Below are 21,100 nucleotides of genomic sequence, written 5' to 3' on the forward strand. Positions count from 1 at the left end.
CACCGGCGATACCCGCGAAGTCGGCGAAACCCGCGCGGTTCGTGCGGTCGGGGACGCCAGGTGCCTCAAGCCCGTACCGAGTGCAGGACGAGGGGTGCGGTACGGCAGGTTCCGGCTGGGCGCGCGGTGCGCGCGGCTGTGACAGAACGCGCACATACCGGGCGGCCGGCGCGGGGCGGTCCCGTACGGCTCGCCGCCCCCGCGGCGCCGTTACGGGTGCGGGGCGCGGGCCGCTGTTACGGGTGCGGGGCGCGCGGGCCGACGCCCTGGAGCACCCCGTCGACGATCTGCTCGGCCAGCCCCTCCGGCAGGTCCTTGCCCTCGTGCAGGATCGCGCGCGCCAGCATCGGCCCGGTGAACAGCTCCTCCAGCACTTCGATGTCGATGTCGTCCCGCAGCTCGCCGCCGGCGACGCCGCGCTGGAGCACGTCGTACAGGAGCTTCCGGCGCACCTCGATCACGGTGTCGTGGTACTCGCGCCACAGCCCCGGATGGCTCTGGAAGTGGCTGATCATGGTGCGCAGCAGCACGGAGTTCCGTTTGGCCAGGCCGCGCCGGCGGAGCTGTTCCAGGAGGTGCACGAGGTCGTCGCGTACGGACTCGCCGGGCGGTATGGCCGCGGGCTCGTCCAGGGTCCGCATCACATCGAGGAGCAGGGCGTTCTTGCCGGTCCAGCGGCGGTAGACGGTGGCCTTGCCGACACCTGCGGTGCGGGCGATGCGTTCGATGGACAGCGCGTCCACGCTCGCCCCGTCCTCCAGCAGCCGCAGCACGGCCTCGACGATCGCTGTGTCCGCGGCGGCGTTCCGCGGGCGTCCGCGGCGGGCGGAGGGCGGCCGTACATCGTCCGCGTCCGCCCGTACGTCCGCGTCCCGGCCGGTGCCCGTATCCCGGCCCGCGGCCGTCCCTCGGCCCGTGTCCGCCGCGGTCACCGGGGACCGCCTCCGCTGCCCGCGGCGGCCCTGTCGCCGCCCGCGCCGGCGTCGCCCTCCGCGCCGCCGCCCGTGCCCTCGGGACCGCCCGAGCCGGCTTCGCTCTCCGCGGGCTTGCCCGGCAGCCAGATCGCCACGACGAGCGCGCCGACGAGCGCCACCGCCGCCGCGCACACCACCGTGACGTGCATCGCGTCGATGAACGCGGACTTGGCCGGGTCGACCAGCGCCCGGCCCGCCGGGCCCAGCTTCTCCGCGAGGGCCAGCGTGCCCTCGATCGACTCCCCCGCCGCGTGCCGCGCCTCCGGCGGCACCCGCTGGAGATCGTCCTCGACGCTCGCGCGGTACGTGGCGGACAGCAGCGAGCCCAGCACCGCGACCCCGAGGGAGCCGCCGACCTGCCGGAACGTGTTGTTCACCGCCGATCCGGAACCGGCCTTCTCGCGCGGCAGCGCCTGCATGATCGAGACCGTCGCGGGCGGCATGACGTGCGCCATCGCCGTACCCATCACGAAGTAGATGACCTCCAGCACCCACAGCGGCGTGTCCCGGTCGAGCAGCAGGAAGCCGGCCATGGCCGCGCCCACGAGGGTCAGCCCGACCGTGCAGACGGCCTTCGCTCCGAACCGTTCGACAACCAGCCGCGCCCTCGGCGCGAACACCATCTGGGCGACGGCGAGCGGCAGGAGCAGCAGACCGGCGGCGAGCGGGGAGTAGCCGCGGACGCTCTGCATGTAGAAGACGCTGAAGAACGTGACGCCCATCAGCGCGAAGAAGACCAGCGCGATGGCGGCGACGGCGGCCGAGAAGGCCGGGTTCCGGAAGTACCGCATGTCCAGCGCCGGATGGTCGCTGCGCTTCTCGTGCAGCACGAACGCGGCGAGCAGCAGCAGTCCGGCCCCCGCCGTGAGCAGCACCTCGGTGTCGGCGAAGTCGGCGAGCTGGCCGCCCTTGATGATGCCGTAGACGAGCAGCACCAGCCCGGCCACGGACAGCAGCACGCCCTTCGCGTCGACACGGCCGGGGCGCGGATCGCGGGAGTCCGGTACGAGCAGGGCCATCGCGAGCACGGCGACGACCACGATCGGCACGTTGACCAGGAAGACCGAGCCCCACCAGAAGTGCTCCAGCAGCACCCCGCCGGTGATCGGGCCGATGGCGATGGCGAGCCCGACGGCGCCGGCCCATATCCCGATGGCCTTGGCCTGCTCCTCGCGCTCGAAGACGTTCATGAGGATGGCGAGTGTGGCGGGCATCACGAAGGCGCCGCCGAGGCCCATCAGGGCGCGGAAGGCGACGAGTTCGCCGGGCGAGCCGGAGACGGCGGCCAGCACCGAGCCGATGCCGAACACGAGCATCCCGAACAGCAGCACCTTCTTGCGCCCGATCCGGTCGCCCAGCAGCCCCGCGGTGAACAGGAGCCCGGCGAAGACCAGCGTGTACGAGTTGATCGCCCACTCCAGCTCGCTCTGGCTGGCGCCCAGCCCCGTGGGGGCGGGCTGCGCGATGGTCTTCATGGCGACGTTCAGGATCGAGTTGTCGAGCACGACGATCAGCACGCTGAACATCAGCACGCCGAGGATGGCCCAGCGCCGCCGGTGCACGGCCTCGGACACGGGCCCGGAAACGGCCCCGGATACGGGAGAACTCATGCCCACCAGCGTAAACCCTTTACGATACGGGGTCGTCTCGTATCGTAAAGGGAGGGTCAAGAGCCGTCCCTGGACGGCCCTTCCGCGCGGCCCCGGCACGTGCCAGCATGGACAGGAGATCCGGGGACGCCGTAAGGGCGCCTCGAGACGACGACCAACAGGAGCCAGTGCGATGACGCCTGCCCACCTCTCTGCCGGCGCTCAGACCCCGAGTGCCCCCGCCGCGGACGCTTCCGCCGCGGACGCCGGAGCCAAGTCCTCCCCCAAGTCGCTCTACGGCGGTGCCCAGAACCGCCGCATCACCATCCGCGATCTCGCCGCTGCCAAGGGCCGCGGCGAGAAGTGGCCCATGCTCACCGCGTACGACGCGATGACCGCCTCCGTCTTCGACGAGTCGGGCATCCCCGTACTGCTCGTCGGCGACTCCATGGGCAACTGCCATCTCGGCTACGAGACCACCGTCCCGGTCACCATGGACGAGATGGCGATCCTCTCGGCCGCGGTCGTACGGGGCACCAAGCGGTCCCTCATCGTGGCCGACCTGCCCTTCGGGGCGTACCAGGAGGGCCCGTCGCAGGCCCTGCGGAACGCCACCCGGCTGGTCAAGGAGTCGGGCGTCGGCGCGATCAAGCTCGAGGGCGGCCAGCGCTCGCTGGCCCAGACCGAGCTGCTGGTCTCGGCCGGCATCCCCGTGATGTCCCACCTCGGCCTCACGCCGCAGTCGGTGAACGCCATGGGGTACCGCGTGCAGGGCCGCGGCGAGCAGGACGCGCACGAGGTGCTGCGGGACGCCAAGGCGGCCCAGGAGGCGGGCGCCTTCGCGGTCGTCCTCGAGATGGTCCCGGCCGGACTGGCGGCCGAGGTCACCCGCGCCTTGGAGGTGCCGACCATCGGCATCGGCGCCGGCCCGGACTGCGACGCCCAGGTGCTCGTGTGGACGGACATGGCGGGCCTGACACCGGGCAGGCTGCCGCGCTTCGTCAAGCAGTACGCGGCGCTGCGCGAGACGCTGGGCGGCGCGGCGAAGGCGTTCGCCGAGGACGTGACGGGCGGCGGCTTCCCGCAGGCCGAGCACAGCTTCACGTAACCGCGCCCGGGACCGCCACCGTGCCGGGTTCGCCCCGGCCCGTGCCCGTACGCACCCACCGCCCCGCACTCGCCGAGTGCGGGGCGGTTCGTGCGTGTAGGCGGGATGTCGGGGGTTTGTCGGTGGCGGGTGGCATCTTGGGATCCATGACGCGACAGGACACCAACGGGCACGGCCCGCACGCCGTCGAAGTCCGCGGCCTGGTAAAGCACTTCGGGGACACCAGAGCGGTCGACGGCATCGACCTGGACGTGCGCGAGGGCACCGTGATGGGCGTGCTCGGGCCGAACGGCGCGGGCAAGACGACCCTCGTACGCATCCTCTCCACGCTGCTCCTGCCCGACGCGGGCACGGCCACCGTCGCGGGGCACGACGTGGTGCGGCAGCCCCGGCAGCTGCGCCGGACGATCGGCCTCACCGGGCAGTACGCCTCGGTGGACGAGAAGCTCGCCGGCTGGGAGAACCTCTACATGATCGGGCGGCTGCTCGACCTGCCCCGCGCCGCGGCCCGCAAGCGCGCCGACGAGATGCTGGAGCGGTTCTCGCTGACGGACGCCGCCAAGAAGCCGGTGATGAAGTATTCGGGGGGCATGCGCCGCCGGCTCGACCTGGCCGCCTCCATGATCGGCCACCCCAAGGTCCTCTTCCTGGACGAGCCGACCACGGGCCTCGACCCGCGTACGCGCAACGAGGTCTGGGACGAGATCGAGCGCATCGTCGGCGGGGGCAACACGGTGCTGCTCACCACGCAGTACATGGAGGAGGCCGAGCAGCTCGCCAGTGAGCTGGTCGTCTTCGACCAGGGCAAGGTCATCGCCGAGGGCAGAGTGCCCGAGCTGAAGGCGCGGGTCGGCGGCCGGACGCTGGAGGTGCGCCCCACCGACCCGGGCGAGCTGAACCGCATGGTCGGCGCCCTCGCGCAGGCCGGTCTGGACGGGGTGGCGGGCGCGGCGGCCGACGAAGCGCGCGGCGTGGTGGCCGTCCCGATCATCAGCGACGAGCAACTGACCGCTGTGGTCGGGCTGCTGGGCGAGCGGGGCTTCGCGATCGCCGACATCTCCACCCACATGCCCAGCCTGGACGAGGTGTTCCTGGCCATCACCGGCCAGAAGGCCACGCGCCAGGACGACCCGGACGGGCAGCAGCCCGAACTCAAGGAGGTAGCGGCGTGAGCACCGCCACCGTTTCCCGTACGCCCGCCACGCCCGGCGAGTCGCCTCCGGCGAAGCCGGGCGCCGACGACGGCCGGATCGGCCTCCGCGGCAACCTGAGACACATCGGCGCGCTCGTGCGGCGCAACGCCCTGCAGATCAAGCAGGACCCCGAGTCCATGATGGACGCGCTCCTGATGCCCATCATCTTCACCCTGCTGTTCGTGTACGTCTTCGGCGGCGCGATCGGCACCGGCGGCGGTGACGGCGACCGGGACGCGTACACCAACTACCTGATGCCCGGCATGATGGCGATGATGGGCATGAACATCGCCATGGCCGTCGGCACCGGCATCAACGAGGACTTCCGCAAGGGCGTGATGGACCGCTTCCGGTCCATGCCCATAGCCCGCTCCTCGGTGCTGGTCGCCAAGGTCGTGGTGGAGATAGCCCGGATGCTGGTCGCCATCATCGTGCTGCTGGCGGTGGGCTTCATGGTCGGCCTGGACATCGAGGGCCGCTGGCTGGAGATGCTCGCCGGGGTGGGCCTGACGACGCTGTTCGGCGCCTCGCTGGTGTGGATCTTCATGGTGCTGGGGCTGACGATGCGTACGGCGCAGGCCGTGCAGGGCGTCTCGTTCCTGGTGATCATGCCGCTGCAGTTCGGCTCGTCGGTCTTCGTGCCCGTCGGCACCATGCCGGGCTGGCTGGAGGCGTTCACCAACGTCAACCCGCTGACGCACGTGGCGGATGCCTCACGCGGCCTGATGCTCGGCGAGGGCGCCGTCGCAAGTCCGGCGATGTGGACGGTGATCTGGTCGATAGGGCTGACGGCGGTCACGGCGCCGGTCGCGATCGCGCAGTTCCGCAAGAAGACCTGAAGACCTGAGCGGCACCGGCCCGTCCGTCGGCTCACGTCCCGTCGGCCGGCCCGTCATCGTGCGTGCCGGCCAGCGTGGCGGCCTCGTCGGGGGTGAGGCCACCGCCCTCGGCGTACAACCGCTCGTACACCGTGTCGCCCAGCTCCGTACGGGCCGCGCGCGCCGCGCGGTCCCGGCACTCGCGGGTGACCACGGGCACGTTGCCGAACGGCTCGCGCTGCACGTCGTACGCGCCCAGCAGCCGCGCCGCGGTGTCCGCCCGCCCGATGCCGCTCATCGCCTCGGCGACGGTGGCCAGCCACCAGACGACCATCTGCGGCGCGACGATCTGGGTGAGCGGATCGGAGCGCATGCCCGCAATCGCGCCGCGCAACTTGGCCAGCCCCGCCCTCGGTTCGCCCGCCCGTACGTCGAGGTAGCCGTCCAGCCCGTCGATCATGCCGCAGAAGAACGACGGCGCCCACTGCTCGAACGTGCCCCGCAGCGCGCGGATCTGCTCCCGTGCCTCCTCGACGCGCCCTTCGCGGCCCAGCCGCATCGCGAGCCCGACGCGTGCGAAGTGCCCTGTGTCGCCGCCCGAGCGCTCGCCCTGCTCGACGGCCTCGTAGAGCATGGCCTCGGCGTCCTCGCCCTCCTCGCCGAGCGAGTCGTCGTCGGACTCCAGCAGCACCCCGGCCAGCCGCGCCCGCAGCATCGGCACCTGAGAGTGCGCGCCCAGCTCCTCCGCGAGGGTGATGGCCCTGCGGTAGTCCCCCGCCGCCTCGGCCAGCCGGCCGAGCCGCTCGTACGCCTCGCCGCGCCCCGAGAGCGCCTCGGCGACGCCCCACTGGTCGCCGAGCCGGGTGAAGAGGGCGAGGCTCTCCTCGGCGTCCAGCTCGCTCTGTTCGAGCCCGCCCGGACGTTCGTTGAGCATCCTGCAGCGCATGTGGAGCGTCATGGCCAGCTCCCACTCGGCGCCCGACTCGCGGCAGCTGCGTACGGAGGCCTCCAGGACCTCGTTCACCTGGACGTACTCGCCCAGCACGAGCAGCGCGAAGAACCAGGACGCGGCGGGCGGCCGGCACACCTGCGGCTGGCCCGGGGCGTACGTCTCGGCCAGCACCCGCAACTGCCCGCGGCCCTCCTCGGAGTTGACCCACATCACGTCGGGCTGGGCGCAGGCGAAGTGGATGATCCACGCCTCGCGCCGGGCCTCCGCCAGCTGCTCCGGGCTCATGGGCGGAGGCGCGTCGGTGCAGCGCTCGCGGAGCGCGGGCGCGCGCACGCCGGGCTCCGCGAACGGGTCGGGGCCGAGGTCGGACGCCGCCTTCGACCAGGTGGTGGCGTCGGAGCGGTGGCCGCGCAGCTCCCAGAACCAGTACATGGACAGCACGAGGCAGAGCGCCTCGTGCTCGTCGCGGGCGGCGACGGCGCGGCGGAGCGCGGTGCGTACGTTGTCGTGGTCGCTCTCGAGCCGTTCCAGCCACTCCCGTTGGGCGGGGCCGCGCAGCAACGGGTCGGCCGTACGGGCCAGTTCGCGGTACGCGACGAGGTGCCGCCGTTCGGCCGCGGACCGCTCGCCCGCCTCGTCGAGGCGCTCGGAGGCGTACTCGGCGACGGTCTCCAGCAGCCTGTACCGCATCCCGCCCGGCCCCGCCGGTGCCGCGACGACCAGCGACTTGTCGACAAGCGCGCCCAGCAGGGCGGCCACGTCGCGCGGGTCGACCAGCCGGGCGGCCGGCTCGGCGTCGCCGTCCGCGCAGACCGCCTCCGCCTGGTCCAGCTCACAGCCGCCGGAGAACACCGACAGGCGCCGCAGCACGGCGCGTTCGGCGTCGTCCAGCAGGTCCCAGGACCAGTCGACGACCGCGCGCAGCGCTTGCTGCCGCGGCAGCACCGTACGGCTGCCGCCCGTCAGCAGCCGGAACCGGTCGTCCAGCCGGTCGGCGAGCTGGCGCGGGGTGAGCGAACGCAGCCGGGCGGCGGCCAGTTCGATGGCGAGCGGCAGCCCGTCCAGCCGGCGGCAGATCTCGGCGCAGGCCTCCGGATCCGCCTCCGTACGGAACCCGGGCAGCGCCGCCGCGCCCCGGTCGGCGAGCAGCCGCAGCGCCACCGGGTCGGGCAGCGGTTCCACGGGCCGTACGGACTCCCCCGGCACGCCCAGCGGCTCCCGGCTGGTGGCGAGCACCGTGACGTGCGGGCACTCCAGCAGCAGCGTCTCGACCAGGGTGGCGGCGGCGTCCACGACGTGCTCGCAGTTGTCCAGGACGAGCAGCATGTGGCGGCTGGCGCAGCGCTCCGCGAGCTGGGCGAGCGGATCGAGGGCGTGCGGGTCCGTGGCGGCGCGCAGCCCCTCGGCGGTGCTGCCGCGCAGGACGGTCTCGCGCCCGCCGAGTGCGGTCAGGACGGCCTCGGCGATGGCGTCCGGGTCGCGTACGGGGGCGAGTTCGGCCAGCCAGACGCCGTCGGGCCAGCGGTCGGCGACGGACTCGGCGGCCTCCTGCGACAGCCGCGTCTTCCCGGCGCCGCCGGCGCCGAGCAGCGTGACGAGGCGCGCGCCGCGCAGATCCGTACGGATGGCGTCGAGGTCGGCTTCGCGGCCGACGAAGGAGGTGAGCCGGGTGCGCAGGTTCCCGGCGGGAAGGGTGCCGGGCGCGGGGGCGCCCGTACGGCGGGGGCCGGGGCTCCAGCAAGAAAGCTAGAGAGCTGACATCACAGGGAGCGGGACGGCCCAGGGGAATAACCCGGACACGTCCACAGCATCCTCGCTGTGTGTTGTTCTTCAAAGGAACCCATACCCCCCACAAAAACAAGGGGCGGGGTATCAACATATCTGGCGTTGACTTTTAGCACGCTGTTGAGTTCTCAAAGAACGGACGCTTCCATCGGACCCGTTTCACCGGGACCCTCCGGGCGCTTCCCTTCGTGTTTTCCACTTTACCAGACGATCTTCGTTCCGAATTCCGGTCCGAATTTCTCCAGCCGGGGCTCTCCGGCGCAGAACTGCGGCCGGGTTCCCCTGTGGTGGAGCCGTAAACGTACTGGAGCGGGGCGCCTGGATGCAAATCGAGGCGCCCCGGCTCCTGTTGGGCCGTCAGACCTCGACGACCACGGGCAGGATCATCGGCCTCCGGCGGTAGGTGTCAGACACCCACTTGCCCACCGAACGCCGTACCAGCTGCTGGAGTTGGTGCGGCTCCGAGATGCCGTCCTGGGCCGACTTGGCCAGCGCCTCGTCGATCTTCGGGATGACCGCACTGAAGTCCGACTCGTCGATGCCGGAGCCGCGTGACTGCACGTGCGGGCCGCCCACGATCTTCCCCGTGCTGCTGTCCACGACGACGAAGACGGAAATGATGCCCTCGTCCCCCAGAATCCGCCGGTCCTTGAGCGAGGACTCGGTGACGTCGCCGACCGACAGCCCGTCGACGTACACGTAACCGGCCTGCACCTTGCCGACGATCTTCGCCATGCCCTGCACCAGGTCGACGACCACACCGTCCTCCGCGATGACGACACGTTCTCGCGGTACGCCGGTGAGGGCGCCGAGTTCGGCGTTCGCGCGGAGGTGGCGCCATTCGCCGTGCACGGGCATCAGGTTCTTCGGCTGGCAGATGTTGTAGAAGTACAGCAGCTCGCCCGCCGAAGCGTGGCCGGAGACATGGACCTTGGCGTTGCCCTTGTGGACCACGTTGGCGCCCCACCGGGTGAGCCCGTTGATGACGCGGTAGACCGCGTTCTCGTTGCCGGGGATCAGCGAGGACGCCAGGATCACCGTGTCGCCGGGGACGATACGGATCTGATGGTCCCGGTTCGCCATCCGGGACAGCGCCGCCATGGGCTCGCCCTGCGAGCCGGTGCAGACCAGCACCACCTCGTCGTCCGGCAGGTCGTCGAGCGTCTTGACGTCCACGACAAGCCCGGCCGGGACCCGTAGATAACCGAGATCGCGGGCGATGCCCATGTTCCGCACCATCGAGCGTCCGACGAAAGCGACGCGGCGCCCGTACTCGTGCGCCGCGTCGAGGATCTGCTGGATGCGGTGCACGTGCGAGGCGAAGCTCGCGACGATGATGCGCTTCTGCGCGCTGTCGAAGACCTGCCGCAGCACCTGCGAGATGTCCCGCTCGGGCGGGACGAAGCCCGGCACCTCGGCGTTGGTCGAGTCGGAGAGCAGCAGGTCGATGCCCTCTTCGCCGAGCCGCGCGAAGGCGCGCAGGTCCGTCAGCCGGCCGTCGAGCGGCAGCTGGTCCATCTTGAAGTCGCCCGTGTGCACGACCATGCCCGCGGGAGTGCGGATGGCGACGGCCAGCGCGTCGGGGATGGAGTGGTTGACCGCGACGAACTCGCAGTCGAACGGCCCGATGCGCTCACGGTGGTCCTCGCGGACCTCCAGCGTGTACGGGCGGATGCGGTGCTCCTGCAGCTTGGCCTCGATGAGTGCCAGCGTGAGCTTGGAGCCGATCAGCGGGATGTCCGCCTTCTCGCGGAGCAGGTACGGGATTCCGCCGATGTGGTCCTCGTGGCCGTGCGTCAGCACGATGCCGTCGATGTCGTCGAGACGGTCCCGTACGGAGCTGAAGTCCGGGAGGATCAGGTCGACGCCGGGCTGTTCCTCTTCGGGGAAGAGGACGCCGCAGTCGACGATCAGCAGTCTCCCGCCGTACTCGAACACCGTCATGTTGCGGCCGATTTCGCCCAGGCCGCCGAGCGGGGTGACACGCAGGCCGCCCTCGGGGAGCTGCGGCGGTGAGCCGAGCTCGGGATGCGGATGACTCAAAAGACTCTCCTTACCACGCACGCCACGCGACCTGTGTGGGGGTCACGTGGCGCGAGCGATTTTCGTTCACTTGCAGTTGTTGGTCGGTATTCAGTTGTGAAGTCTGAAGTCAGAGCTGCACTCCGCCGACCGCGAGATCGTGCTTGAGCTGCTCGGTCTCTTCCGGCGACAGCTCGACCAGCGGCATCCGCAGCGGTCCGGCGGGCAGTCCCTTGAGGGCGAGGGCGGCCTTGGTCGTGATGACGCCCTGCGTGCGGAACATTCCCGTGAAGACGGGCAGCAGCTTCTGGTGGATCTCGGTCGCCTTGACGACGTCACCGCTCACGTGTGCTTCCAGCATGGCGCGCAGCTCGGGCGCGACGAGGTGTCCGACGACCGATACGTAGCCGATGGCGCCGACCGAGAGGAGCGGCAGGTTGAGCATGTCGTCCCCGCTGTACCAGGCCAGGCCACTGGTCGCGATGGCCCAGCTGGCGCGGCCGAGGTCGCCCTTGGCGTCCTTGTTCGCGACGATGCGGGGGTGCTCGGCGAGCCGCACGATCGTCTCGGTGTTGATCGGGACGCCGCTGCGGCCGGGGATGTCATACAGCATAACCGGCAGCTCGGTGGCGTCCGCGATGGCCGTGAAGTGCCGGTAGAGGCCCTCCTGCGGCGGCTTGCTGTAGTACGGCGTCACGGCGAGCAGGCCGTTCGCCCCCGCCTTCTCGGCGGCACGGGCCAGCTCCAGGCTGTGCGCCGTGTCGTTCGTGCCCGCTCCGGCCACCACATGGGCACGGTCGCCGACTGCCTCCACCACGGCCCGTACGAGCTGGGCTTTCTCCGCGTCGCTCGTGGTCGGGGATTCGCCGGTGGTGCCGTTCACGATCAGACCGTCGTTCCCGGCGTCGACCAGATGGGCGGCGAGCTGCTGTGCGCCGTCGAGGTCGAGAGCGCCGTCCGCGGTGAACGGCGTGACCATCGCGGTCAGGACCCGCCCGAAGGGCGTCTGCGGTGTGGAGGTCGGAGCCATGGGTCCCACGCTACTCGCAGCCAGCGGTCGGTCGCTCCCTCGGGGCGGTCGGATACGGAGCCCGGCACTGCCTGCTCGGGGGTTCAGGCAGTGCCGAGTCCGTTCAATCAGCCTAGATGAACTTCTCGAAATGTCGCAATACGGACACCGGGAAACGCGGACCTCACGGCGCCGTACGCCCGTTGGCATTGAAGGCCGCGTACGTCAGCGGCATCAGCTTCGCCCACTCGGCCTCCATCAGCTCCGCCACCATCTCGATCTCCCGCTGCGGGAAGGACGGCACCCGCGCCTCCTCGTGCTGCGTGCGGAGGCCGAGGAAGTGCATCAGCGAGCGGGCGTTGCACGTCGCGTACATCGACGAATAGAGCCCCACCGGCAGCACCGCCCGAGCCACCTCGCGGGCGACGCCGGCGGCGAGCATCTCCTCGTACGTCTCGTACGCCTGCCGGTACGAGTCCGTCATGGCGCGGCCCACCAGCTCGTGCTGCGCCTCGGTGCCCTCGACGAAGACGTACTTCCCGGGGCGGCCCTCCTGGACGAGCTTGCGGGACTCGTCCGGGACGTAGAAGACGGGCTCGAGCTGGCGATACCTGCCTGATTCCTCGTTGTACGACCAGCCGACGCGGTGGCGGTGGAACTCGCGGAAGACGAAGAGCGGGGCGCTGACGAAGAAGGTCATGGAGTTGTGCTCGAAGGGGCTGCCGTGGCGGTCCCGCATCAGGAAGTTGATCAGACCCTTGGAACGCTCCGGGTCCTTGTGCAGCTCCTCCAGGGACTGCTCCCCGGCGGTGGAGACCCTGGCCGCCCACAGCACGTCCGTGTCGGCGGCGCTGTGCTTGACCAGCTCGACCGTGACGTCGCTGCGGAAGCTGGGGGTCGGGGCGGGGGTGTCGGCTCGGGTCACCGGCGGATCCTTCCACGTACGTACTCAAGGGGCGGCGCTCAGCCTACGGGCCGCCACCGACAACGAATTGACGGCCCGGCAAACCGGACGCTGAGGGGCGAAGCGGGACCGCTGTGCGAATCTTTTCGCAGATACCTCCAAGACCGGGCACTACATCGGAGGTACGGACGTTCTTCCAGGTACAGCCCAGACCGATCTACAGGAGCAACAAGCATGTCCCCCCGCGGAGAGCCAGTGCCGTTCAGCTTCGTCGCCGAAGCCGACCGGTTCCGCAGCAACGTCACCCCGCCGCCCAAGCCCCGTCCCGACCCGCGCAGCAGAGCCGGTGCCGCGCTGTTCGGCCTGACCATCGTCTCCGGGCTGGTCGGATCGCTGCTCGTCGGCCTCCCCGCACTCGATCCGGGACACCAGCCCGGGCACGGCAAACAGGCGGCGCGCGAAGGCCGCTGACGATTCGTGGGGGGCCGCGCGGGGGCGCTGTGAGGGCCCAGGGGTAGTCGGTCCCGCCGCACCTCGCTAATCTCACCGGGCACACCGACACCACTGCCCGTGATCGAGGACCCGCCGTGCCCCTGACCATCCTGACGGCCGACCGTGAACTGGACGACGACGCCTCGGCGCTCGCCGGGGAGGCGCCGCCGCCGTTCGAGGAACGTGACGAGTGGCGGCGCCCGTACCGGCCCGGACCCTGGCGGGTGGCCGGTGGCGCGCTGCTGCTCCTGCTCGCCTCCTACCTGCTGATCTCCACGGTGATCATCGCGTTCGCGGGCGCGCTGCCCGGGGCGGCGGTCTGCGCGGCAGCGGCCGCCGCGGTGATCGCGCTCGCGCTGCGGCTGCTGCGCGTCGGCGTGTGGGTCAGCGCGCACGGTCTGCGGCAGGTCGGGATCTTCTACACCGTGACGCTGGAGTGGCGCGAGGTCGCGGCCGTACGGACGGCGCAGCAGCCCGTACGGTGGCTCGGGCTGCCGCGCACCGTGCAGGGCCAGGCGCTGGTGGTCGTACGGGCGGCCGGGGCCGGCGGCGCGCATCAGGTGCCGCAGGGCGCGGCGGCGTACGGGCAGGGCGCGGAGGGTGAGCCGCTGCGGACGCTGCTGACCGACCACAACGCCGACTTCCTGAACCGGACGGAGTCGTTCGACCGGGCGGCCGACGTCATAGAGGCGTGGGCGGACGAGTCGCGCGGCGTGGCCGCGGCACCGGCCCGGCCCCGTCCGTAACGGCGTAGCGGCAGAAGCGGCGGGCCCAGAACCGCAGGTACGGGACGGCTCAGCTCTGCTCGCCCGCGTGCAGCGCGATGGCCCGCTGCATGGCCTTGCGGGCCCGGGGTGTGTCGCGCGCGTCGTAGTACGCGACGGCCAGCCGGAACCAGCTCCGCCAGTCCCGTGGGCGCTCCTCCGTCTCCGCCCGCCGCTTCGCGAAGACCTCGTCGGCGGAGGCGCGGTCGATACGGCCGCTCGGCGTCCGCTTCAGCTCGTCCACCGGCAGCCCGCCCTCGGCCTCGAGCTCGCGGGCGAGCCGGTTGGCGCGGCGCGCGAAGCGGGTGGTGTGCCAGAGGAACCAGGCCCCGATGCCCGGCAGCACCAGTACGGCGATGCCGAAGACGACGGTGAGCAGCGTGCCCTGCCGGATCAGCAGCACGCCGCGGCTGCCGACCAGGACGAAGTACACGACCAGGACGCCGGCCAGCGCGAAGTACGTCAGGCGCGCCCGCACGTCAGCCGTCCCCCGCCCCCGGCGCGCCGGACGCCTCCGGCTCGTCGGACAGGCCCTGCTCGTCGAACAGGAAGTTCTCCAGCCCCACGGTGAGCCCCGGCGCCGTGCCGATCCGCCGTACGCCGAGCAGCACGCCCGGCATGAACGAGCCGCGGTTCATCGAGTCGTGCCGGATGGTGAGGATCTCGCCCTCGTCGCCGAACAGCACCTCCTGGTGCGCGACGAGCCCGCGCAGCCGTACGGCATGCACCGGCACCCCGTCGACGTCCGCGCCCCGCGCCCCGTCCAGCGCGGTGCTGGTGGCGTCGGGCTGCGGTGCGCAGCCCGCGTCCTGCCGGGCCTGCGCGATGAGCCGCGCGGTGCGTACGGCGGTGCCGCTGGGGGCGTCGGCCTTGTTCGGGTGGTGCAGCTCGACGACCTCGGCGGACTCGAAGAACCGCGCGGCCTGCTGGGCGAAGCGCATGGTGAGGACGGCGCCGATGCCGAAGTTCGGGGCGATCAGCACGCCGGTCTCCGGAGAGTCCGCGAGCCAGCCGCGTACGCGTGCCAGCCGCTCGTCGGTCCAGCCGGTGGTGCCGACGACGCCGTGGATGCCGCTGCGGACGCAGAACTCGAGGTTGCCCAGCACCGCGTCCGGGTGGGTCAGGTCCACCGCGACCTGGGTGCCCGCCCGGGTGAGGGCGTCGAGGCTGTCGTCGCGATCGACGGCCGCGGACAGCTCCATGTCGTCCGCGGCCTCCACCGCCCTGACCGCCTCGCTGCCCATGCGCCCCTGCGCGCCCAGGACGGCTACCCGGATTCGGTTGCTCATCAGGGAGTCCTCTCACTCCTCGTGCCTGCCGGCCGCGGACAGCGTGCCGCGCCGGATTCTGCCCCGTACGCCCCCGTCACCGCGTACGACTGTCGCCGCGCACGCCGTCACCGCGTACGCCGCCCTCCGTACGCCGTCAGGCCACTGCCTCGTGCAGGCAGGACGCCTGCCGGTCGGTGAACGGTCCGATCGCCGACAGCGACGGCCGGACGCCGAGCACCTCGCGCGCCACCGCGCGTACGTCGTCCGGCGTGACGGCGGAGATCTTCGCGAGCATGTCGTCCACGGACATCTGCTCGCCCCAGCACAGCTCGCTCTTGCCGATCCGGTGCATCAGCGCGCCCGTGTCCTCGAGGCCGAGGACGGTCGAGCCGGACAGCTGGCCGACGGACCGCCGTACCTCCTCGTCGGTGAGGCCGTGCTGGACGACGCGGTCGAGCTCGTCGCGGCAGATCTTCAGCACGTCCGGCACCTGGCTCGGACGGCAGCCCGCGTACACGCCGAAGAGGCCGCAGTCCGCGAAGCCGGAAGTGTACGAGTACGTGCTGTACGCCAGGCCCCGCTTCTCGCGGATCTCCTGGAACAGGCGCGAGCTCATGCCGCCGCCGAGGGCTGCGCTGAGCACGCCGAGCGCCCAGCGGCGCTCGTCGTTGCGGGAGACGCCGGGCATGCCGAGCACCACGTGTGCCTGCTCGGTGTGCCGGTCGAGCAGCTCGACGCGACCGGCGGTGCGTATGGCGCGGGTGCCGCCGCGCGGCCCGACGGGCTCGGCGGCGGCGGTGCCGTCCGCTTCCGGTCCGGGCAGGGCGCCCGCGCGTTCGAAGGCGGCGCGGACCTCCCGTACGACGGTGTCGTGGTCGACGTTGCCCGCGGCGGCGACGACCAGGTGCGTGGGGTCGTAGTGCTTGCGGTAAAAGCGGGCGATGCGGTCGCGGGTGAGGGCGTTGACGGTGTCGACCGTGCCCAGGACGGGCCTGCCCAGCGGTGAGTCGCCGAGCATGGTGCTGGCGAACAGGTCGTGGACGCAGTCGCCGGGGTCGTCCTCGGTCATCGCGATCTCCTCGAGGATGACGCCGCGCTCGGCCTCGACCTCGGACGGCTCGATGACGGAGCCGGTGAGCATGTCGCACACGATGTCGATGGCGAGCGGCAGGTCGGTGTCGAGGACCCGCGCGTAGTAGCAGGTGAACTCCTTGGCGGTGAAGGCGTTCATCTCACCGCCCACGGCGTCCACGGCCGCGGAGATGTCGAGCGCGGAACGGCGCTCGGTGCCCTTGAACAGCAGGTGCTCGAGGTAGTGCGTGGCGCCGTTCAGCGCGGGGGTCTCGTCCCGCGAGCCGACGCGTGCCCAGATGCCGAAGGTGACGGAGCGGACCGTGGGCACGGACTCCGTGATCACCCGCAGCCCGCCGGGCAGGACGGTCTTGCGTACGGAGCCCACGCCTGGGGCTCCTCCGGGCAGCGTCTGGGTACGGGCGACGGCCCGCCTCTCAGCGGAGTGGCGGGCCGTCGTCGTGCGGGGCGTACGCGTCACGAGGAGGCTTGGTCCCTTCCGGCGTCGCCGGTGGACTTCCCGTTGCCGTTGCCGTTGTCAGCGGAGTCGGCGTCACCCTCGGCCGCCGCGTCCTCGTCCTCGAGGACCGGGATCAGCGAGAGCTTGCCGCGCTGGTCGATCTCGGCGATCTCGACCTGGACCTTCTGGCCGACACCGAGCACGTCCTCCACGTTCTCCACGCGCTTGCCGCCGGCGAGCTTGCGGATCTGGGAGATGTGCAGCAGGCCGTCCTTGCCCGGGAGCAGGGACACGAAGGCACCGAAGGTGGTGGTCTTCACGACCGTGCCCAGGTACCGCTCGCCGACCTCGGGCATCGTCGGGTTGGCGATGCCGTTGATCGTGTTGCGGGCGGCATCGGCGGCGGGGCCGTCGGAGGCACCGATGTAGATGGTGCCGTCGTCCTCGATGGAGATGTCGGCGCCGGTGTCCTCCTGGATCTGGTTGATCATCTTGCCCTTGGGGCCGATGACCTCGCCGATCTTGTCCACCGGGATCTTCACCGTGATGATGCGCGGCGCGTTCGGGGACATCTCGTCCGGAACGTCGATCGCCTCGTTCATCACGTCGAGGATGTGCAGCCGCGCGTCACGGGCCTGCTTGAGCGCCGCGCCCAGCACGGAGGCCGGGATGCCGTCCAGCTTGGTGTCCAGCTGGAGGGCCGTGACGAACTGGCGGGTGCCGGCGACCTTGAAGTCCATGTCGCCGAACGCGTCCTCGGCGCCGAGGATGTCCGTCAGCGTGACGTAGTGCGTCTCGCCGTCGATCTCCTGGGAGATCAGGCCCATGGCGATGCCGGCGACGGGCGCCTTCAGCGGCACACCCGCGTTCAGCAGGGACATGGTGGAGGCGCAGACGGAGCCCATGGACGTCGAGCCGTTCGAGCCGAGCGCCTCGGAGACCTGCCGGATGGCGTACGGGAACTCCTCGCGCGCGGGCAGCACCGGCACCAGGGCGCGCTCGGCGAGCGCGCCGTGGCCGATCTCGCGGCGCTTCGGGGAGCCGACGCGGCCGGTCTCACCCGTGGAGTACGGCGGGAAGTTGTAGTTGTGCATGTACCGCTTGCGGGTCACCGGCGAGAGGGTGTCCAGCTGCTGCTCCATGCGGAGCATGTTCAGCGTGGTCACGCCCAGGATCTGGGTCTCGCCACGCTCGAACAGCGCCGAGCCGTGCACCCGCGGGATGGCCTCGACCTCGGCGGCGAGCGTACGGATGTCCGTGACGCCGCGGCCGTCGATGCGCTTCTTCTCCTTGATGACGCGCTCGCGCACCAAGGACTTGGTCAGCGCGCGGTACGCCGCCGAGATCTCCTTCTCGCGCCCCTCGAACTGCGGCAGCAGCTTCTCCGCCGCCAGCGCCTTGACGCGGTCCAGCTCGGTCTCGCGCTCCTGCTTGGCCGCGATGGTGAGCGCCTGCGCGAGCTCGCCGCGTACGGCCTCGGTCAGCGCGTCGAGCACGTCGTCCTGGAAGTCCAGGAAGATCGGGAACTCGCCGGTGGGCTTGGCCGCCTTGGCGGCCAGGTCCGCCTGCGCCTTGCACAGGACCTTGATGAACGGCTTCGCGGCGTCCAGACCGGCGGCGACGACCTCCTCGGTGGGGGCCTCGGCACCGCCCTTGACCAGCTCGATGGTCTTCTCGGTGGCCTCGGCCTCGACCATCATCACCGCGACGTCGCCGTCGGGCAGCACACGGCCGGCGACGACCATGTCGAAGACGGCCTCCTCCAGCTCCGTGTGCGTCGGGAAGGCCACCCACTGGCCGCGGATGAGCGCCACCCGGGTGCCGCCGATGGGCCCGGAGAAGGGCAGTCCGGCGAGCTGGGTGGAGCAGGAGGCGGCGTTGATGGCGACCACGTCGTAGAGGTGGTCGGGGTTGAGCGCCATGATCGTCTCGACGACCTGGATCTCGTTGCGCAGGCCCTTCTGGAACGAGGGGCGCAGCGGCCGGTCGATCAGCCGGCAGGTGAGGATCGCGTCCTCGCTGGGCCGGCCCTCACGGCGGAAGAAGGAACCGGGGATCTTGCCCGCGGAGTACATCCGCTCCTCGACATCCACCGTCAGGGGGAAGAAGTCGAGCTGGTCCTTGGGGTTCTTGGAGGCGGTGGTGGCCGACAGCACCATGGTGTCGTCGTCCAGGTAGGCTACGGCGGATCCGGCGGCCTGCTTGGCCAGGCGGCCCGTCTCGAAGCGGATGGTGCGGGTGCCGAAGGCGCCGTTGTCGATGACTGCCTCGGCGTAGTGGGTCTCGTTCTCCACTCGGGATATCTCCTCGTCTGCGTCCACCGCCCGTGTGGCGGTGAACCGTCGGTGGCGGAGCGCCCCCCTGCGGTGCCGGTCTTCGATCGAAGCACCCGGAACCGTGTCTGTGTCCGGGAGCCACTACCGAGGACCGACGTCGTGCGGGCGCGCTCGCCTCGTGCTCGTGTACTTGTTGTACGTGTACGGGTGTTCCCGCGTACGTCGATGTACTCGTACGCGCTTGTGCCGTTGTGGGACCAGCCTACAAAGGTTCGGCGTCCCGTGAGATACGGCGAAGGGAGCGGCCCCGTCATGCGGGAGCCGCTCCCCTTCTCCTTCGCTAGCGGGCGCCCGCCGCGCCGCGGCGGATGCCGAGGCGCTCGACGAGGGCGCGGAAGCGCTGGATGTCCTTCTTCGCGAGGTACTGCAGCAGGCGCCGGCGCTGGCCGACGAGCAGCAGCAGACCACGCCTGGAGTGGTGGTCGTGCTTGTGGGTCTTGAGGTGCTCCGTCAGGTCCGAGATACGCCGGGACAGGAGCGCCACCTGGACCTCCGGGGAGCCGGTGTCACCTTCCTTGGTGGCGAACTCGGTCATGATCTGCTTCTTTGTGGCGGCATCGAGCGACGACACGCGTACTCCTCAGGGGTTCCGGCCGCCGAGCGTCCCCTGGTCTGCTTCACAGGGGAGTCTGTTCACACTCGGGAGGCCGGGCAATCCTACCAGCCTCAGCTGGTCATGCTGCGCGCGGCAGAGTAGACGTTCATCACCGCGAGGCACAGCGGGACCAGCGAGAGCAGCACGAACGTCTCGAAGATCTCCAGGAAGCGCGCCCAGAACGGCGTCACGCCCTTGCTCGGCACGACCAGCCCGATCGCGGTGACCACGGCGGCGGCGCCCGCGATGGCGGCGGTGAGCCAGATCGTACGGATGTCCAGGTCCGTACGTTCGCCGCTGAGCATGTCGACGACCAGCTGGGCCGGCGGGTTCAGCGCGAGGCCGATGCCGAGCAGCACGATGGCGCCGATGCCGGCCACCAGGGCGCAGCTGACCTGGGAGGTGTACCGGAACAGGCGGGCCCGCAGCAGCATCGCGAGGCCCGCGGCGAGCGCGAGGAGCTGGCCCCAGCCGGAGTCGGAGAAGCCGAGGACGGCGGCGGAGCCGATGACCAGGGCGGCGCAGCCGCCGACGAGGCCGACGAGCATCTCGTGGCCGCGCCGGGCCTGGGCGGCGATGCGCTCGGCGTCGACCGGGCCGGCGTTCGCCGGGGTGGCGTCCGGGTCCTCGTCGTAGCGCATGGTGGAGGTCTGCGGCGCGGTGTAGCCGATGGGGAGGCGGGCGAAGCGCGAGGACAGGCCGGGCAGGAACGCGATCAGCCCGACGGCGACGGGTACGCAGATCGACGCGGTCTCCACCGGCGGGATGTCGCTCAGGATCGCGATGAAGGTCAGCAGGGTGCCGACGGACGCCGCGAACGCGACGGCGACGAACGGCCCGTCGCCGCTGGGCGTCGCCGCGATCAGCACGACGAACGCGACGAGCGCGGCCACGCAGGCGAGCAGGAACTGCAGCCGCCCTATGCCGTGCCCGTCCTCCAGCGGGAGCAGCCCCGAGCCGGCCACCATGACGTGCGGCAGCGCGCCCAGCCCCAGCGCGAGCGCCGAGGTCCGGTCGTCGTACACCCGGGCCCGTACGGCCGCGAACGCCACCAGCAGCACCCCGGCGGTGGCCGCGAGGATGCCCGGCAGGCTGTGCATGTCGTGCCGTACGGGGTCCGCGTACCACAGCACGAACGCCGCCAGGACCAGCAGCACCGTCCCGCCGATGAGTCCCGCGCCGCGCATCAGGCTGTCGCTCCACAGCCTGCGGTCCTTGGTGACCGCGGAGGCGACGGCGTCGGACACGTCGTCGAAGACGGCGGGCGGCAGCGACTCCGCGAACGGGCGCAGGCTGAGCACGTCGCCGTCCAGGACGCGCTGCGCGGCGAACGAGCGGGCGCTGTCGAGGACGGTGCCGTCGCGGCGCACCAGGTGGTAGCCGACGGGGGCGCCCTCGGCGGGGCTCTGGCCGCTGAGCCGGAGGATCTCCGGGTAGATGTCCGCGACCGGGATGTCCTCGGGGAGTGCCACGTCGATACGGCTGTCGGGCGCGACGATGGTGACCCGGCAGAACCCGGTGGCGGCCGCTGATGCCGTCGTACTCACCTTGAGATCCCCCTCATACGCTGCTCACGGGCTGCCCACAGATTTCACGGTGCCCGCGGATCGTTCACGGATCCGGCACCGCGGAGTGCTCGTTCGCGGCCGTGCACACCTACGCTTCGCTGCTGCGCACACACCGCGCGACACCCTACCGCTCCCTGTCGGGTTGTCATGCCAGTAGGATCGGCCCGCGCGGACGGGGTCCGTCGCCAC

The 21,100-nt window shown here is 71.3% G+C and carries 17 protein-coding genes; 5 read left to right on the forward strand and 12 right to left on the reverse strand.

The features are described from left to right. Positions 1-236: 236 nt before the first annotated feature. Positions 237-932, reverse strand: a complete 696-nt coding sequence (locus DVA86_RS24590; protein WP_208881509.1) for a TetR/AcrR family transcriptional regulator — start codon at positions 930-932, stop codon at positions 237-239. Then, positions 929-2,584, reverse strand: coding sequence for an MFS transporter (locus DVA86_RS24595; protein ID WP_208881510.1), 1,656 nt, complete (start codon positions 2,582-2,584; stop codon positions 929-931). The genes DVA86_RS24590 and DVA86_RS24595 overlap by 4 nt, the downstream gene beginning before the upstream one ends. A gap of 172 nt (positions 2,585-2,756) precedes the next feature. On the opposite strand from DVA86_RS24595, the gene panB reads away from it, so the two are divergent. From panB to DVA86_RS24610, 3 genes are all read left to right on the forward strand, one after another. Further along, on the forward strand, positions 2,757-3,671 hold the full coding sequence (gene panB, locus DVA86_RS24600) for a 3-methyl-2-oxobutanoate hydroxymethyltransferase (protein WP_208881512.1): 915 nt from the start codon (positions 2,757-2,759) through the stop codon (positions 3,669-3,671). A gap of 146 nt (positions 3,672-3,817) precedes the next feature. Next, complete coding sequence (locus DVA86_RS24605; protein WP_208881514.1) at positions 3,818-4,843, forward strand: ATP-binding cassette domain-containing protein; 1,026 nt, start codon at positions 3,818-3,820, stop codon at positions 4,841-4,843. Further along, a complete protein-coding gene (locus DVA86_RS24610; protein ID WP_208881515.1) occupies positions 4,840-5,703 on the forward strand; it encodes an ABC transporter permease in 864 nt (287 codons plus the stop codon). The genes DVA86_RS24605 and DVA86_RS24610 overlap by 4 nt, the downstream gene beginning before the upstream one ends. A gap of 31 nt (positions 5,704-5,734) precedes the next feature. Here DVA86_RS24610 and DVA86_RS24615 read toward each other — a convergent pair whose 3' ends face one another. From DVA86_RS24615 to thyX, 4 genes are all read right to left on the reverse strand, one after another. Further along, positions 5,735-8,311 carry an ATP-binding protein gene (locus DVA86_RS24615; RefSeq protein WP_208885111.1) on the reverse strand — a complete coding sequence of 859 codons (2,577 nt, stop codon included), beginning with the start codon at positions 8,309-8,311 and terminating at the stop codon, positions 5,735-5,737. 465 nt (positions 8,312-8,776) lie between these two features. Next, entirely contained in the window at positions 8,777-10,462 is a 1,686-nt protein-coding gene (locus tag DVA86_RS24620) for a ribonuclease J (RefSeq protein WP_208881517.1), read from the reverse strand. 109 nt (positions 10,463-10,571) lie between these two features. Beyond that, complete coding sequence (gene dapA / locus DVA86_RS24625; RefSeq protein WP_208881518.1) at positions 10,572-11,471, reverse strand: 4-hydroxy-tetrahydrodipicolinate synthase; 900 nt, start codon at positions 11,469-11,471, stop codon at positions 10,572-10,574. 163 nt (positions 11,472-11,634) lie between these two features. Continuing rightward, positions 11,635-12,375, reverse strand: coding sequence for an FAD-dependent thymidylate synthase (gene thyX, locus DVA86_RS24630; protein WP_208881520.1), 741 nt, complete (start codon positions 12,373-12,375; stop codon positions 11,635-11,637). A gap of 213 nt (positions 12,376-12,588) precedes the next feature. Here thyX and DVA86_RS24635 point away from each other — a divergent pair, with 213 nt between their 5' ends. Together DVA86_RS24635 and DVA86_RS24640 are read left to right on the forward strand one after the other, a co-directional pair. Further along, entirely contained in the window at positions 12,589-12,825 is a 237-nt protein-coding gene (locus DVA86_RS24635; RefSeq protein ID WP_208881522.1) for a hypothetical protein, read from the forward strand. A 116-nt stretch (positions 12,826-12,941) separates the two neighbouring features. Further along, the gene (locus DVA86_RS24640; RefSeq protein ID WP_208881524.1) at positions 12,942-13,592 is read left to right on the forward strand and encodes a hypothetical protein; all 651 of its coding nucleotides are present in this window, start codon (positions 12,942-12,944) and stop codon (positions 13,590-13,592) included. Between the two features lie 49 nt (positions 13,593-13,641). Here the strand turns inward: DVA86_RS24640 and DVA86_RS24645 are convergent, their stop codons facing one another. The 6 genes from DVA86_RS24645 to eccD form a co-directional block, all read right to left on the reverse strand. Next, positions 13,642-14,088 carry a tetratricopeptide repeat protein gene (locus DVA86_RS24645; RefSeq protein WP_208881526.1) on the reverse strand — a complete coding sequence of 149 codons (447 nt, stop codon included), beginning with the start codon at positions 14,086-14,088 and terminating at the stop codon, positions 13,642-13,644. Position 14,089: 1 nt separating this feature from the next. Next, entirely contained in the window at positions 14,090-14,899 is an 810-nt protein-coding gene (gene dapB, locus DVA86_RS24650) for a 4-hydroxy-tetrahydrodipicolinate reductase (RefSeq protein WP_208881528.1), read from the reverse strand. A gap of 136 nt (positions 14,900-15,035) precedes the next feature. After that, positions 15,036-16,433 carry a M16 family metallopeptidase gene (locus tag DVA86_RS24655; protein WP_208881530.1) on the reverse strand — a complete coding sequence of 466 codons (1,398 nt, stop codon included), beginning with the start codon at positions 16,431-16,433 and terminating at the stop codon, positions 15,036-15,038. Next, on the reverse strand, positions 16,430-18,706 hold the full coding sequence (locus tag DVA86_RS24660) for a polyribonucleotide nucleotidyltransferase (protein ID WP_208881532.1): 2,277 nt from the start codon (positions 18,704-18,706) through the stop codon (positions 16,430-16,432). Before DVA86_RS24660 ends, DVA86_RS24655 begins: the two co-directional genes overlap by 4 nt. Positions 18,707-19,028: 322 nt before the next feature. Continuing rightward, entirely contained in the window at positions 19,029-19,319 is a 291-nt protein-coding gene (gene rpsO / locus DVA86_RS24665) for a 30S ribosomal protein S15 (RefSeq protein ID WP_079166964.1), read from the reverse strand. 95 nt (positions 19,320-19,414) lie between these two features. Further along, positions 19,415-20,890 carry a type VII secretion integral membrane protein EccD gene (eccD, locus tag DVA86_RS24670; RefSeq protein WP_208881534.1) on the reverse strand — a complete coding sequence of 492 codons (1,476 nt, stop codon included), beginning with the start codon at positions 20,888-20,890 and terminating at the stop codon, positions 19,415-19,417. Positions 20,891-21,100: the final 210 nt, after the last annotated feature.

It is taken from the genome of Streptomyces armeniacus, from assembly GCF_003355155.1.
Taxonomy (GTDB): Bacteria; Actinomycetota; Actinomycetes; order Streptomycetales; family Streptomycetaceae; genus Streptomyces; species Streptomyces armeniacus.

Coding starts and splice junctions, on each gene's coding strand:
- DVA86_RS24595 (WP_208881510.1), bottom strand. CDS start 2,584: ATGAGTTCTCCCGTATCCGGGGCCGTTTCCGGGCCCGTGTCCGAGGCC.
- panB (WP_208881512.1), top strand. CDS start 2,757: ATGACGCCTGCCCACCTCTCTGCCGGCGCTCAGACCCCGAGTGCCCCC.
- DVA86_RS24605 (WP_208881514.1), top strand. CDS start 3,818: ATGACGCGACAGGACACCAACGGGCACGGCCCGCACGCCGTCGAAGTC.
- dapA (WP_208881518.1), bottom strand. CDS start 11,471: ATGGCTCCGACCTCCACACCGCAGACGCCCTTCGGGCGGGTCCTGACC.
- DVA86_RS24635 (WP_208881522.1), top strand. CDS start 12,589: ATGTCCCCCCGCGGAGAGCCAGTGCCGTTCAGCTTCGTCGCCGAAGCC.
- dapB (WP_208881528.1), bottom strand. CDS start 14,899: ATGAGCAACCGAATCCGGGTAGCCGTCCTGGGCGCGCAGGGGCGCATG.